Source organism: Companilactobacillus alimentarius DSM 20249 (assembly GCF_002849895.1).
Lineage (GTDB): Bacteria > Bacillota > Bacilli > Lactobacillales > Lactobacillaceae > Companilactobacillus > Companilactobacillus alimentarius.
On record NZ_CP018867.1, the window covers coordinates 384517 to 400185 of the forward strand.

The following is a 15669-nucleotide window of genomic DNA, read 5'->3' on the forward strand; positions in this document are numbered from 1 at the left end:
GGGTTTTAATTATGGCTGAAAAAACAATTATGCTATGCTGTGCTGCTGGTATGTCAACAAGTCTATTAGTTTCAAAGATGCAAAAAGCTGCTGAAAGTGATGGCGTTGATGCTGAAATCTTCGCTGCTGCTGCTGCCGATGCTGATGCAAAGATCGAAGAGAAACATCCCGATGTATTGATGCTTGGACCTCAAGTAAGATATCTTGAAGGACAATTTAAAGAAAAGTTAAGTATTCCTGTTGAAGTTATCAATATGCAAGACTACGGAATGATGAACGGTGAAAAAGTTCTTAAGGAAGCATTGAGTTTGATTAAGTAATTTTTTCAATTATGAATGAACAAAAAAGGGCGCATATTAGCACCCTTTTCGTTTTTTACAGAAGAAGTAAGCGCTTAAATTGAGGAGGAAATTTTTAAAATGGCTGAAGAACATGATGAACAACTACAAACAGTAATGGGATTGATTATTAATGGGGGTAACGCTAAGAGTTCGGCTTTTGAAGCTATCAATGCTGCTAAGAAGGGTCATTTTACTGTTGCTGATCAAAAATTAAAAGAATCAGATAAGTTTTTAGTTGATGCTCATAATTCACAAACAGATATGTTAACTAAGGAAGCAAATGGTGAACATGCAAAAGTTACTTTATTAATGGTCCATTCACAAGATCATATTATGAATGCTATTACCTTTAGAGACCTAGCCGGCGAAATCGTTGACTTGTACAAGAGACTAGATAAAGAAGGAGACTAGATATTAATGAGTGAGGGAATTCAAATGCCCAAAGGTTTCCTTTGGGGAGGCGCTGTTGCAGCTCATCAATTAGAGGGTGGCTGGAACGAAGGCGGCAAAGGCGTCAGCATCGCTGATGTTATGACCGCAGGAAGCAAGGGCGTTGCTAGAAAAGTAACCGACGGCGTCAAGGATGGAGAAATTTATCCTAATCATTGGGGTAATGATTTCTATCACAAATATCCTGAGGATATTAAGTTATTTGCTGAATTAGGGTTGAAGTGTTTCAGAACGTCAATTGCCTGGACAAGAATTTTTCCGAATGGCGATGAAGCTGAACCTAATGAAGCGGGATTGAAATTTTACGACGATATGTTTGATGAGTGTCTCAAATATGGCATTCAGCCGGTAATTACTTTGTCACATTTTGAAATGCCATATCATTTGGTTAAAGAATATGGTGGCTTTAGCAACCGTAAAGTAATTGGATTCTTTGATCATTTTGCTGAGGTTTGTTTCAAACGTTATAAGGATAAGGTTAAATATTGGATGACTTTCAATGAAATCAATAATCAAACTGATTGGAAAGATCCACATCCATTGCTACAAGATTCTGGTTTGCAATTAAATAAAGATGACAACTGGGAAGAAGAAATGTTCCAAGCTGCTCATTATGAATTTGTTGCTAGTGCTAGAGCGGTTCAGATTGCACATAAAATTGACCCAAGTCTAAAAGTAGGATCAATGATTGCTATGTGTCCAGTTTATCCTTTGACTTCCAAGCCAGCTGATATCATGAAGGCCGAGCGTGCAATGCAATATCGCTATTATTTTGGTGATGTTCAAGCTTTAGGCTTTTATCCCGAATGGATTCAAAAATATTGGGAACGTAAAGGTTATAATCTTGATATTACTGCCAGTGATTTGGCAACTATCAAGGCAGGAACAGTCGATTATGTCGGTTTTAGTTACTACATGTCCTTTACAACTGAAGCACGTGCTGGTGAAACTCATTTTGATTACGACGAACATAACGATTTAGTTTCAAATCCTCACGTAGAAAAATCTGATTGGGGTTGGCAAATTGATCCAGTCGGACTTCGTTACGCTATGAACTGGATGACGACTCGTTGGCATAAACCTTTGTTCATTGTTGAAAATGGTTTTGGCGCTTACGATAAAGTTGAAAAAGATGGCAGTATTCACGATCCATATCGGATTCAATATTTCCATGATCATATTTTGCAAATGGAAAAGGCTGTCAAAGAAGATGGTGTTCAACTACTCGGCTATACTCCATGGGGTCATATTGATCTTGTGTCAGCAAGTACTGGTGAAATGAAGAAACGTTACGGAATGATCTATGTTGATGAAGATGATGATGGTCACGGTAGTCTCAAGCGTTCTAAGAAAGATTCTTTCTACTGGTATAAGAAAGTAATTGAATCAAATGGTAAAGATTTAGACATATAATAAGTGAGGTTTTTGTATGACTGAAACAACAAAGAGTGGATTAAGAAAAGACTTTCTATGGGGAGGTGCCGTTGCTGCCAATCAGCTTGAGGGAGCTTTTGATGCCGACGGTAAAGGTGTCAGTGTTTCTGATATTATGACAGCCGGTGCTTACCAAAAGCCAAGAGAAATTACAGATGGCATAGTTGCTGGGAAAAATTATCCTAATCATGAAGCAATTGATTTTTATCATCGTTATAAGGGCGATATTAAATTGTTTGCTGAAATGGGCTTCAAGTGTTTTAGAACATCAATTGCTTGGACAAGAATTTTTCCTAATGGTGACGAAGATGAACCTAACGAAGCTGGTTTGAAGTTCTATGATGACATGTTCGATGAATGTTTGAAATATGGAATTGAACCTGTTATCACATTGTCACATTTTGAAATGCCATATCATTTAGTTACTGAATATGGTGGTTGGAGAAATCGTAAGGTCATTGACTTTTTTGTTAAATTTGCTAAGGTTTGTTTCAAACGTTATAAGAATAAAGTTAAGTATTGGATGACTTTCAACGAAATCAATAATCAAACTACTTATACAAATGACTTTTCAATCGCAACTGACTCTGGTTTGATTTTCCGTGATAATGAATCAGAAGCAGAACGTGAAGCTTTGATGTATCAAGCATCACATTATGAAGTCGTAGCTAGTGCTTTAGCAGTTAAAATTGGTCACAAGATCAATCCTGACTTTGAAATTGGTAACATGGTTAACTTCACACCGGTTTATCCAGCTTCATCCGATCCTAAAGATATTTTGCTAGCAGAAAAAGCTATGCAAAGACGTTACTGGTGGGCTGATGTTCAAGCACTTGGGGAGTACCCAGTTGGTATGGAGGCTTACTTCAAGAATCATGATTTGAGACCAGATATTACCGCTGAAGATCGCGTAGTTCTACGTGAAGGAACTGTTGATTATATTGGTTTCAGTTATTACAATTCAATGACTGTTAAATACAGCGATGATAATCCAGAATTCAAGTTTGTTGGTGATCGTGAAACAGTTAAGAATCCTAATATGAAATATAACGATTGGGGCTGGCCAGTTGATCCTATCGGTTTGAGATATTCTATGAATTGGTTGACAGAACACTATCATAAACCAGTCATGATTGTTGAAAATGGTTTTGGTGCATATGATAAAGTTGAATCAGATGGCAGTATCCATGACGATTACCGAGTTGATTATTTACGTGCCCACATTAAACAAATGATTACAGCGGTTAATGAAGATGGCGTAGATCTCATGGGTTACACACCATGGGGCTGCATTGATTTAGTTTCTGCTGGAACGGGACAAATGTCCAAGCGCTACGGATTTATCTATGTTGATAAAGATGATGAAGGTAACGGAACACTTGCACGTTCAAAGAAGGATTCATTCTACTGGTATCAAAAGGTTATCCGTTCAAACGGAGCGGATTTAGACTGAATCGAATAAAATAAGCTGAGACAAAACTAAATCAGAGTTGTCTCAGCTTATTTCTTTCTAGAAAAAGTAACTTGTCACATGTATACTAAAGACAGTTTAGTAAAAATGATATATACCAATGCAAAGGGCGGTGAAAAAAATGTTTCCTTATCAAAAAGTTCATGAACTGAATCGTTTAGAATTGATCGTCTATAAATATATTATTGGACATACTAAAGAAGTTCAAAATATGACTATTCGAGAGATGGCAAATGAGGCACACGTCTCAACGACTACTATTCTTAGATTTTTAAAAAAGATGGATTATAGTGGCTTTTCTGAATTTAAATTTGCTTTGAAACAAAGTCTCAAACAACCCTCCAAGGCTCAACAAGATCCAAGTATGGAGCCAATTAAGAATTTTTTCCAATTGGTTGCTGACGAGGAACCATTTGATAATAAGATTGAACAAGCGGCAGATATGATCAATGCAGCTGATCTTGTTTTATTTTTCGGAGTAGGAAACAGCGGTCGCGTCGCACAGTATGGAGCTAGCATTCTTTCTAGCTATGGTATTTATTCGTTGCCAATTATTGATCCATTTCAACCAGAACCCTTTTCCGATCGAGATTTCAGTAAGACGTTACTTATTTTGGTTTCAATTTCTGGTGAGACTGATCAGGTTTTAGAGCAGGCTAGATACTATAAAAAGAATGGGGCAGAGACAATAGCGTTGACTGCCAATTCTTATTCGGTTTTGAATCAGATTACTGATTTTGCTATTTCCTATGACACCCCTCAGAATAGAAAAGGTCATATCAATGTAACAACGCAGGTACCAATTGTTTATACTTTGGAACAGATTTCAAATTGCGCTTATCATAAGATGGTAGACCAAGTGGATAATAGATTTACGGAACATGTCACTGATTAGTGACATGTTTTTTGTTTGTAAACATATTATTTAACTTGATAAAGTATATACATTCTAATGAAAAGGTTTACAATGATATTTGTAAGCAAATAGCAGTGTTACTGCTTAGTAACATATTTTATTTTTTTGAGGGGGTTTTGCTCATGGCTGGAAAGAAATCCAACAGTTTTATCAACGAAAAAGTCATTCCACTCGCTGGTAAACTTGCTTCTTCTCGTCATTTGATTGCATTGCGTGATGGTATGACATTGGCTGTTCCAATGATCATTATTGGTTCAATCTTCATGATTATCGCACAATTTCCAATTCAAGCCTATCTAGATTTCATGGCTGGTATCTTCGGTAAGAATTGGGCAACTGTTTTACAATATCCAACTAACGCATCGTTCCATATTATGGGACTGATTGCCGTTATCGGAATTTCTTATAACTTGGCTAAAAGTTATAAAGTCGATCCTATCTCCGCATCAGTTGTTTCATTGGGTGCATTTGTATTAACCATTCCATTGAAAACAGATAAAGCTGGTGCTTTGTGGATTCCATTAACACAATTTGATTCAGCTGGCTTATTTACAGCTATTATTGTTGGACTATTTATTACAGATTTCTATGTCTGGATGGTTCATAAGAACTGGACAATTAAGATGCCTGATACAGTTCCACCTGCAGTAAGTAATTCATTTGCTGCTTTGTTCCCAGGTTTCATCGTCTTAGCTCTTGTTTGGGTAATTCGTATTGGTGTTGAAGCTACACCAATGCAAAGTATTCCAAACATCATTTCATTCTTCTTGGCAACACCATTGAGTCACTTAAGCAACACATTACCTGGTGCTTTGGTTGCTGAGTTCTTAGTTTCATTCCTATGGATCTTTGGTATCCATGGTGCTAATGTTGTTTCCGGTGTTATGATGCCTATCTGGTTGACAGCTTTGAATGCTAACCATGCAGCCTTTAGTGCTGGTAAAGCACTTCCAAACATTGTTACAACATCATTCTTTGATAACTTTGTTCATATGGGAGGCTCTGGTGCTACAATCGGTTTAGCTATGTTATTAGCCTTTGCCGCTAAGAGTAAAGAACTTAAGACACTTGGTAAACTTGTCGCTGGGCCTGCGATCTTCAATATCAATGAACCTATTCTTTTCGGTTTGCCAATTGTTATGAACTATAAGATGTTGGTACCATTTATTGTGACACCATTGATTAACGTAGTAACAACATATGTTGGTATGGCTACGAATTTGGTTGCAAGACCAATGGGTGTTTACATTCCTTGGACAACTCCACCAATTCTATCTGGTTTTATTGCTACTGGTCATATTTCCGGTTCTGTAATGCAAATCATCAACATTGTGCTTGATACTTTAATGTACGTTTACTTCTTCAAGTCAATGGATAGAGATAAATTAGCTGAAGAATTAGGTAAGGCAACTAACGAAGCAAAATAATTTAGATAATTTTTGGAGGATACGTTTTGAGAAGACTTGGATTGTCATTATATCCAGAACACTCAACTTTAGCCGAAGATAAAAAGTATCTTGATACGGCTAGTAAATTAGGCTATACGCGGATATTTGCATCTTTATTGGAATTGGGTGTTGATAAGGATAAGACTATTGATCGTTTTAAAGAGACAATTGCCTATGGAAATAAGTTAGGTTTTGTAACGATTGTTGATATGAATCCTAGATTATTCAAATCATTGAATATTAGTTATGAGGATCTGTCATTCTTTAAAGAGCTTGGAGCATATGGCGTCAGGTTAGATGAAGGCTTTTCTGGTATGGAAGAAGCTAAGATGACTCGTAATCCATATGGGTTAAAGATTGAAATCAATATGAGCTCTGGAACTCATTATTTAGATAATATCCTTTCATATCATCCAGATACTAATAATCTTTTAGGTTGTCATAATTTCTATCCACAAAGATATACTGGATTAGGAGAGGACTTCTTCATCAAGTGGTCGAATTTCTTTAAGGATCGTAATATTCATTCAGCTGCTTTTGTCAGTTCACATGAAGCAACTTTTGGACCATGGCCCGTACAAGATGGATTGCCAACTTTAGAAGATGACCGTGACTTACCAATTTCAACTCAAGTTAAGCATTTACTTTTAAGTGGCGTGGTTGATGATGTAATCATCGGTAATACTTATGCGTCTGATTCTGAATTGCAAGAGGCTGCTGAAGCATTCTTTGCTTCATATCCGGCACTGAAAGTGGATTTTTCTCAAAATGTTACTGATTTAGAAAAAGAAGTTATTCTTAAGTCTACCCACGTATATCGTGGTGACGCTTCTGACTACTTGTTGCGCAGTACAATGACACGTGTAAAGTATCGTGACGGGAACTTTCCGGCTCATGATACTCAAGATATAAAACGTGGCGATATTATTATTGTTAATGAAAAGTATGGACAATATAAAGGCGAGACGCAAATTGCCTTGCGTGATATTAAAAACGATGGACGTCGTAACGTAGTTGGACACTTGAATTTCGATGAGGCTTTTCTATTGAACTATATAAAACCTTGGAGTAGTTTTAAGCTAACGGAATAAAAAGAAAAAAGAGTTGGGGATTACTATGTTTTGCCCGCTCTTTTTTTGTGGGGTGGAAATTATGAATAAATATTTGCTTGATAAAAACGAATTTAATAAATTTTATGATTTATATCTATATTCTTTTAATCGTGAAGATTCCCCTCAACGTAAGAGAGTCTTTCATGAGCGCTACGAGCATTCTTTAGTCTATGGCTTAATGAATGGTAAAAAGCTTGGCAGTGGCTTATTCAGTATTCCTTTTGAAGTCAATTTTCACGGTACTGACTATAAAATGAATGGAATCGGGGATGTTATGAGCGCTCCTGAATTTGGTGGTCGCGGTGGTGCTAGCAAATTGCTGAATCAAGCATTGAGTGACATGTACAATAATAAGGTTACGTTATCTTATTTGGCACCATTTTCTTTTGGTTATTATCGTCAATTTGGATATGAGCAGGTTTTTGATCACACACAGGTAACGATTTTAAACGATCGTTTGCCTAAAATTAAAAATCAAGATCAAGGTTATGTTAAGCGAGTTAAAATTAGTGATATTCCAGACGAGTTGAAGCAGCTTTATTCGAGTCAGGTGGATCTTGGTGGCGTTAACCGTTCTCAATGGTGGTGGGAGCATATGTTAGATAAGCACTCAGATTATTTAGCAGCATTGGCCTATGATAATGAAGATAATTTGATAGGTTATTTAATTTATTATCATCAGGAAGAGACATTTTATATTCATGAATGGTTCAATCTTAATCCCACTAGTCAAAATCTATTAGCAAAGTTTGTAACAAAACACCAATCCATTTTTAAGAAATTCGTCTATGAATCGCCCAATCCCGATTTTAAAGCTGATTTATTATCTGATCCATATTCTGCTACAGTACAAGTAACGCCATACATGATGGCAAGAATCGTTAATTTGGAAGATTTTCTAAAACGTTATCCACTTCAACAACAAGATTTAGATAAGGTCTTTTTTAAAGTTAATGATACTTTAGAATGGAATGATCATACGTGGTCAGTCGAAGTTAAAGATGGCAAGATAAACGTAGAAAACGCTGACGGAGAGGGAGTCGATTTGGAATTATCCATTCAGACCCTTACTAAAGCAATGTTTGGGTATCATTCACTTAATTCTTTAGCTGAATTGGGACAAGTTAAGGGTGATTTGAATAAGATTGAAAGTCTAGATAAACTGTTCTGGCACGAGAAACCGCAATTAATTGATTATTTTTAACTAATTATTACGATATATAAAAAATGAATACATTTTATTTTAATAATTAATGAAAAAATAAAAAAATTATAGTATTCTTGTCATGGGTGAAAGTTATTAGAGGGAAATACTAATGGGAGGTTTGACATCTTTTGACATGGCATGTATGGCAGGTGTCGCCGTTTATTACCAGCATTTTCTTTATTTTAGGTGTTTTTACGCTTTATCAAGTTTTATATGATTGGTTAAAGTCAGTAATGCATCTGAAAAAGATCAATGTTGATGACGATCGGTTGAATGCTGTTTTCGGTGTCCTCTACATGTTGATCTTTATCTTTAGTATGCAATCGACATTGGTTGGAAAAACAATTTCATGGGAATTTATGAATTTTCAAATAATAGCCTTAGTCTTTTGTGCTTATTTTTTGAATATTCATATGCCTTATCGAATCTTTATTCCAATTGTTTTAATCTATATGATTTTTAATGCCTCAATTGGTTATTGGGAGTCATGGTGTCACGCGTGGACCTTAATCATGTGTTATGAATCATTTAACCATATTCGCAGATTTCAAAATGATAAATTTCAATTTATCAACTATATATTAGTAGGTATCTGTTTTGGAGGATTAATGTGGTTCTTTGTTAAAATTAAATTTAATTTGACTTGGGCGACATTCTATGAGGAATGGTTTTACCTAATAATCTTTGAAATTTTATTGTATAGTTATGTCAATATGATTTTACGTGACAGTAAATTGAAACTCCATTCGGTGGAGTTTGCTAATCATGATGCTTTGACTAAAATTGAAAATTATGCCGTTTACAATTCAAAGATGAAGTATCTATTTGATACCAGTCGACGCAACAATTTACATCTTTCAATGATGATGTTTGATATTGACCACTTTAAGCATGTAAATGATACATATGGACATTTGGCCGGCGATCAAGTGCTACAACATGTAGCAGATATTACACAGACAGTTATCAACGCTAACGATCCTCATATCAAGTTCTACCGAACCGGTGGCGAGGAATTTAATGTTGTCTTTCCAGGATATGACTTGGATGCAACTAAAGTGATTGTTCAACAGATATTTGCGGCGATAAATAATACTAAAGTTAATTATAATGGAACGGATATTAATATCTCCATTTCGATGGGGGTCTCAGCTATTTCTGAGGCTGATATGCGTCCGAATGATTTATATAGTCGCGTTGATGACAATTTATATCATTCTAAGAATAATGGTCGTATGCAAATTACGGCTGACTAAATTTTGTTATTTCCTGAATTAATGAAATAGCAAAATTTTTTGTGCTAGAATAAATTAATGATATATATATAATTAGAATATTACCTTGAGGAGGTATATGCGTTTTTGACATGGGCTGTATGGCACGTCTCGCCATTTGTTACAGGTGTTTTCTTTGTGTTAGGAATCTTTACGCTTTATCAAGTCTTGTATGACGGACTCAAAACGTTGTTACACTCCAAAAATATAAAAATAGATGATGATTTGTTGAACTCGATTTTCGGCGTTTTGTATATGTTGATTTTCATCTTTAGTATGCAAGCGACCCTTGTGGGAACGCCGATTTCGTGGCAGTTTATGAATTTTCAATTAATAGGATTAATTTTTTGTGCTTATTTTTTGAATATAAGAGTACCTTATTATTATATTTTCCCTATTATGCTCGTTTATATGTTTTTTAATGGTTCCTTGGGCTATTGGGAATCGTGATGTCATGGTATAACTTTGATGATCTTTTATATTCTAATGAATAAATTAAGACGACAACATAATCTTGAGCATTCATTTGTTCACTATATGGTCTTAGGATCTTCTTTTGGTTTATTGTTGTGGTTCTTTATGAAAATTAAGTTTGATTTTCCTATGGCAACTTTTATTGAAGAATGGATCTATTTGGTTATATTTGAGGCACTACTTTATAGTTATGTAGGGATGATCCTACGTGACAGTAAATTAAAGTTACGCTTATTAGAGTTTGCCAATCATGATGCATTGACTAAGACGGAAAATTATGCTGCTTACGAGGCTAAAATCAACGATTTATTTGACAGCAGTGCGAAGAATAAATTGGATTTATCTATGATGATGTTTGATATTGATCATTTTAAAAAAGTTAACGATACCTATGGACATTTGGCTGGTGATAAAGTCTTGAAGCACGTGGCTGATGTGGTACAGACGGTAATCAATGCCAACGATACCAAAGTGAAGTTGTATCGAACTGGTGGCGAAGAGTTCAATGTTATTTTTCCGGGATACGATTTAGATTCCACTAAGTCGATCGTTAAGGAAATCTTTGCTGCTTTGAATCATTTAGATGTAAATATTAATGGTCAGGATATTTCAATTTCGATATCTGTTGGCGTCTCAACTATTTCTCAAGCGGATATGAAACCGAATGATTTTTATACGCGTGTAGATGGGAATCTTTATTATTCTAAGAGAAATGGTCGTATGAGAATTACAGCTATATAATAAAAGAGAACAAAAAATACCAGTAACTCAGAAATCTTTGAGTCACTGGTATTTTTTGATTAAACTGTTTTAATTTCTTTTACAGGTTCTTTGACCTTTGGCATTACTAGATTAAGAATGATAGCAGCAATGGCCGCTACCGCGATAGGTGAACCTAGTAAGTATTGAATGATCTGTGGAGCATTCTTAGTAACGTTGGCTGGTAAAAGTACCAAGGCTAATGTTAGAACGATAGGAATACCGATGATATAAAGATCACGATCGGTTGTTTCTAAGCCTCTAATAACATTTAGACCATTAAGCATAATTGTTACGGTGATAATGGCGAAGACTCCACCGATAACTGGAGCTGGAATTGCAGCTAGAAAAGCTGACAACTTACTGAAGAATCCAAGGACTGAGAACCAAATTCCAGCAAATAAGAAGACACGTTTACTAGCGACACCAGTGATGGAGATAACACCAGCGTTAGTTGAATATCCGGTAACTGGAGTTGTTCCTAGTAAAGCAGCAATCATACAGCTGAGACCTTCACCAATGATTCCATGGTTCCATTGTTTATCAGTAATCTTGTGATTAGTAACGGCACCCATAGCGAACCAAGTACCAGTGGTTTCAGTTGTGATAACGGCATAGATGATAATAAAAGTGATGATGGCTGAAGGGGAGAAATTGATACCCCAGTGGAGAACAGTGCCTTTAGGAAAGCCGACCCAAGGAGCATTGAAAACTGTTTTCCAGTCGAACATTCCCATCATACTTGAAACAATTGTTCCGACACCTAAAGCTAAAATAATGGAGCTAGTTCTAAAGAAACGTTTGACCTTAGTAAATTTCAAACTAATCCCAACAGAAACTAACAGTGTTAAAGCGGTAATAGAAGCTAAAATCATGTTTTTATCAATGTTACCAGGAGCGTTGAAAATATTACTATTTAGAGCTGTAGGAATCAATGACAATCCCACACAGGTGATAATTGTTCCACCAACTAAAGCAGGTACCAGCTTATTGATTATTTTTTGGAAAATACCGGTGGCACCTAAAATAATCAAGATAATCGATCCTATCAATAAGGAACCAATTAAAGTTCCCATTCCATTACCCTTTAAACCGCCAGAGGCTAAGACCACACCAGCCGCAGCCCCTAGAGGAACGAATGAAGGTCCTTGAGAAACAGGCATTTTCATGAAGACAAAGGTTTGAAGAATGGTTCCGATACCAGCAGCTAAGAATGTTGACTGCAACAGACTCATTTGGTCTCCTAGACCCATAGACATCATACCAGCTAAAATAATAGGTGGTACGTAAATGTCCATCGCCAAAACATGTTGTAAACCTAAGAATCCGGCTTCGCCTAAACCAACTTTATCGTCGGGTCCAACTAGTAAATTACTTTTATTATTATCCATTATTTTCTCCTAACTTGTTGTGAACCAGTTTTCCTGATACATAAACTTGTTGAATATCTTCTTTAGTCGTGTGGTAAATCAATCTTTCAAAGATTGCATGCGGCTGTTTTATTGAGATATTAAAGTATTTGTCTGAAACAATTTGTAGATCAGCTTTGTAGCCTGATCTAATTTGTCCTGAGTTGAGATGCAAAGCTTTAGCACCACCGATAGTTGCTAGATAAAAGACGTTGTCTGTCGTTAAGCGAGCTGATTGGTCTTTTAAATCAACTAACATCTGTGATGACATAATGGCTTGTTGCATATTGCGATAAATACTTGGAGAGAATCCTCCGGAAATATCGGTACCGAGACCGACTTTTACTTGAGAATGATGAGCTTTTTTGATTCTTGCGATACCATTGCCGAAATAAACATTCGAGATAGGGCAGTGGGCAAGAGCAGTTTGTCGATGATTAAATAAGTTTAGATCATCGTCAGTTAATTTGGTTCCATGTGCCATAACGGCTTTGTCGGTCAATAATCCAAATTGATCAAGTACTTGGGAATCTCGTTTCTGGAAATTATCAAGGGCGTATTGATCTTCCCAGTTACTTTCACTACAATGCGATTGAATTGGGAGATTATATTTTTTAGCCAATTGACCTAAGCCAGTCAACGTTTCTGCGGTACAACTAGGAACAAAACGTGGCGTGACGACTGGTGTCAATTCAGCGCCAGTCTCTTTTTGTAAAGAGAATATTGCTTTAATGAAATTTTCAGTTTCATTTATGGCTGTAGCAGATGAGTCGTCACGATAGTAAGTTGGAGTCTGCTTGGGATTATCCATGGCCACTTTACCGATAAAAGCGCGTTGTCCTAATTGAGCACAAATTTTAGCTAGGACAAGATTAGATTCTGTGTCGACTGTGCCGAAGAACAACCCTGTAGTAGTCCCATTAGCAAGTAGTTCTGTAATTAGACTGTGATAGACTTTTTTAGCAAAAGTCAAATCCTTAAATTTACTTTCGAGTGGGAAAGTATAAGTGTTGAGCCATTCATAAAGCGGCTTGTCTAAGGCTAATCCAGCTTGGGGCCACTGTGGAGCATGAATATGTAAATCAGTAAATCCGGGCAAAATATAGCTACCCTTTTTGACAGAATGAAGAATATCTTGATTCTTAGCGGTTTGCTTGACGGACTGATAATCAGAATCAGTAGCGGAAATTACGCGGTCAATGATACCTGACTGGTCTACACATATAAGAACATCTGGTGTAAAATCCGCCTTGTCAAACGTCGCTGAAGTAATCATTGATCCTTCAAGAACGATTTGATAGGTGATAATCTAACACTTCCTTAAATTTATTATTATAAGGGTAACATGAATAATAATGTAAATAAATAGTAAAATGTTCGCATTTTGCTAAGAATTGAAATGACTTATTCCAAAAACTTTGGAATAGGCCACTTTTTTGGTATAAAAATATTTTTGAATTCTTTTTCAAATACTGTTAATTAGAGCTTCTGTCATAGATGATTTCTAATCGTTAGATTTATCAAATGAAAAATATTCTGGAAAATTTTTATTAAAAATGCTAAATGGAACGTAAAAAAAGGACATTTTGTAAAGATTTCTTTACAAAGAATTTCAAAATTATGCTTGATTGTATATACAATCATGACTATACTATTTATAAAAGTGCTTACAAAGGAGTGATAAAATGACTTATGCAATGATTGGAACTTGGAGAATGGCTTACGAAGGCCTTTCTCAAGGATTAAATTTACTTAAAAGCGGAGGTTCAAGTGGCGATACTGTTGAATCAGCCATTAAAGTAGTGGAGGATTATCCGTTTTTTAAATCAGTTGGTTATGGTGGCTTGCCAAATGAAGATGGTTTGGTTGAATTAGATTCTGCTTTTATGAATGGGGATACTTTTGGAGTTGGAGCAGTAATGGGGATTAGAGATGTTAAAAATCCTATTTCAGTTTCCAGAAGTTTAAGTAAAGAGCATTTTAATAGTGTTTTAGTTGGTGATGGAGCGACCCAATATGCGGTAAAAAATGGTTTTGAACTTAAAAATATGTTGACATCGCGTGCTAAAAAGATTTGGGAGAAGAGAAAAAGAGAAATTGCCGAAAAAAATCTTTCACCATATGATGGTCATGACACTGTCGGAATGATCAGTTTGGATCAAGAAGGGTCAATGTCAGTAGGAACCTCGACTTCGGGATTGTTTATGAAAAAGGCCGGTAGAACTGGAGATTCGGCTTTAGTTGGTGATGGCTTTTATGTTGATAGTGACATTGGTGGTGCGGCTGCAACTGGATTAGGTGAAGATATTATGAAGGGATGTCTTTGCTATGAAATAGTTCGCTTGATGGGGAATGGTATTAGTCCTCAAGATGCTTGTGATCAAGCCTTGTATCCATTTTTAAGGAAATTGAAGAAACATTTTGGCAAAATAGGCGAATTTTCATTGGTAGCATTAAATAAATCAGGTCAATGGGGTGTAGCAACCAATGTAGAATTCACTTTTGCGATGGGTAACGACCATGAGACTGCAGCTGTATATATTGCTTACCCAGATGAAAATGATAAAACCAGAATTAATCCGATTACTCAAGATTGGATGGATGCATATGAAAAAAGAATTAAAGCACCAATAAATTAAGAGGAATTTCTTATGACAAAATATCTTTACAGCAAGATAGCTGACCAATTAGAAAAAAGGATAAAAGAAGGTGAATATGGAATTCATCAAAAGTTACCGTCGGAGCAAGATCTATCGGCACAGTTTAATACGACCCGTTTGACTATTCGTAAGTCGATTGATGAGCTAATAAGACGTGAGGTGGTAGTAAAAGATCGTAATCGAGGAACTTTTGTCTTGTCACCACATACTAAAATATCTAGTGGTATTAATGGATTGGTTGGTTTTACTGAGGCTGCTAAAAGCAGAAATTTAGATTCAAGGACTATTGTTTTAGATTTTCATTCTATTAAACGAGCGCCTAAAAAAGTTATTGAGAAATTGAATTTAAATTATGAGGAGCCCTTTTGGAGAATAGAGCGATTACGATTAATAAATAAAACACCAATGACTCATGAATTAATCTTTTTAAGAAAAAAATTTGTACCTAAAATGAAAATAGATGACGCCAAGGAATCTTTATTTGAAATCATTGAAAAGAGTGTCCCGATTGCATACGCTGATCAAGATTTAGAGGCAGTATCTATAGAAAAAGAAATGGCACAGATGTTAAAAATTAAAGAGAATGCACCTGCTTTTTTGGCACATACGGTTTCTTATTCGGCGGATGGTTATCCAATTTTATTTGATGAATCATATTATCGTGCTGATAAGTATACATTTCACAATGTTTTATACCGTAAACATTAAACTGGA

General features: G+C 35.8%; 14 protein-coding genes. 12 read left to right on the top strand and 2 right to left on the bottom strand.

The features are described 5' to 3' along the window. Nucleotides 1-11: 11 nt before the first annotated feature. The 10 genes from LA20249_RS01970 (at nucleotide 12) to LA20249_RS11805 (ending at nucleotide 10868) form a co-directional block, all read left to right on the top strand. Nucleotides 12-320, top strand: a complete 309-nt coding sequence (locus LA20249_RS01970) for a PTS sugar transporter subunit IIB (protein ID WP_057739352.1) — start codon at nucleotides 12-14, stop codon at nucleotides 318-320. 99 nt (nucleotides 321-419) lie between these two features. After that, on the top strand, nucleotides 420-752 hold the full coding sequence (locus tag LA20249_RS01975) for a PTS lactose/cellobiose transporter subunit IIA (RefSeq protein WP_057739353.1): 333 nt from the start codon (nucleotides 420-422) through the stop codon (nucleotides 750-752). 6 nt (nucleotides 753-758) lie between these two features. Beyond that, nucleotides 759-2204 carry a 6-phospho-beta-glucosidase gene (locus LA20249_RS01980; protein ID WP_057739354.1) on the top strand — a complete coding sequence of 482 codons (1446 nt, stop codon included), beginning with the start codon at nucleotides 759-761 and terminating at the stop codon, nucleotides 2202-2204. A gap of 16 nt (nucleotides 2205-2220) precedes the next feature. Next, complete coding sequence (locus LA20249_RS01985; RefSeq protein ID WP_057739355.1) at nucleotides 2221-3678, top strand: 6-phospho-beta-glucosidase; 1458 nt, start codon at nucleotides 2221-2223, stop codon at nucleotides 3676-3678. Between the two features lie 139 nt (nucleotides 3679-3817). Then, a complete protein-coding gene (locus tag LA20249_RS01990) occupies nucleotides 3818-4591 on the top strand; it encodes a MurR/RpiR family transcriptional regulator (protein WP_057739356.1) in 774 nt (257 codons plus the stop codon). A gap of 143 nt (nucleotides 4592-4734) precedes the next feature. After that, nucleotides 4735-6039, top strand: a complete 1305-nt coding sequence (gene celB / locus LA20249_RS01995; protein ID WP_057739357.1) for a PTS cellobiose transporter subunit IIC — start codon at nucleotides 4735-4737, stop codon at nucleotides 6037-6039. A 26-nt stretch (nucleotides 6040-6065) separates the two neighbouring features. Further along, nucleotides 6066-7151, top strand: coding sequence for a DUF871 domain-containing protein (locus LA20249_RS02000; RefSeq protein ID WP_057739358.1), 1086 nt, complete (start codon nucleotides 6066-6068; stop codon nucleotides 7149-7151). Between the two features lie 61 nt (nucleotides 7152-7212). Then, nucleotides 7213-8376, top strand: coding sequence for a GNAT family N-acetyltransferase (locus tag LA20249_RS02005; RefSeq protein ID WP_057739359.1), 1164 nt, complete (start codon nucleotides 7213-7215; stop codon nucleotides 8374-8376). Between the two features lie 131 nt (nucleotides 8377-8507). Continuing rightward, complete coding sequence (locus LA20249_RS02010; RefSeq protein WP_057739360.1) at nucleotides 8508-9635, top strand: GGDEF domain-containing protein; 1128 nt, start codon at nucleotides 8508-8510, stop codon at nucleotides 9633-9635. Between the two features lie 597 nt (nucleotides 9636-10232). After that, nucleotides 10233-10868 carry a GGDEF domain-containing protein gene (locus LA20249_RS11805; protein WP_236900095.1) on the top strand — a complete coding sequence of 212 codons (636 nt, stop codon included), beginning with the start codon at nucleotides 10233-10235 and terminating at the stop codon, nucleotides 10866-10868. Nucleotides 10869-10927: 59 nt separating this feature from the next. Here the strand turns inward: LA20249_RS11805 and LA20249_RS02020 are convergent, their stop codons facing one another. Both LA20249_RS02020 and guaD read right to left on the bottom strand, forming a co-directional pair. After that, a complete protein-coding gene (locus LA20249_RS02020; RefSeq protein ID WP_057739361.1) occupies nucleotides 10928-12277 on the bottom strand; it encodes a uracil-xanthine permease family protein in 1350 nt (449 codons plus the stop codon). Next, the gene (gene guaD, locus LA20249_RS02025) at nucleotides 12270-13571 is read right to left on the bottom strand and encodes a guanine deaminase (RefSeq protein WP_057739362.1); all 1302 of its coding nucleotides are present in this window, start codon (nucleotides 13569-13571) and stop codon (nucleotides 12270-12272) included. Before guaD ends, LA20249_RS02020 begins: the two co-directional genes overlap by 8 nt. A gap of 409 nt (nucleotides 13572-13980) precedes the next feature. On the opposite strand from guaD, the gene LA20249_RS02030 reads away from it, so the two are divergent. Together LA20249_RS02030 and LA20249_RS02035 are read left to right on the top strand one after the other, a co-directional pair. Then, a complete protein-coding gene (locus LA20249_RS02030; protein WP_057739363.1) occupies nucleotides 13981-14934 on the top strand; it encodes a glycosylasparaginase in 954 nt (317 codons plus the stop codon). A gap of 12 nt (nucleotides 14935-14946) precedes the next feature. After that, nucleotides 14947-15663 (top strand): GntR family transcriptional regulator, LSA1692 subfamily, encoded by a 717-nt coding sequence (locus LA20249_RS02035; RefSeq protein WP_057739364.1) that lies wholly within the window; start codon nucleotides 14947-14949, stop codon nucleotides 15661-15663. Nucleotides 15664-15669 lie beyond the last annotated feature (6 nt).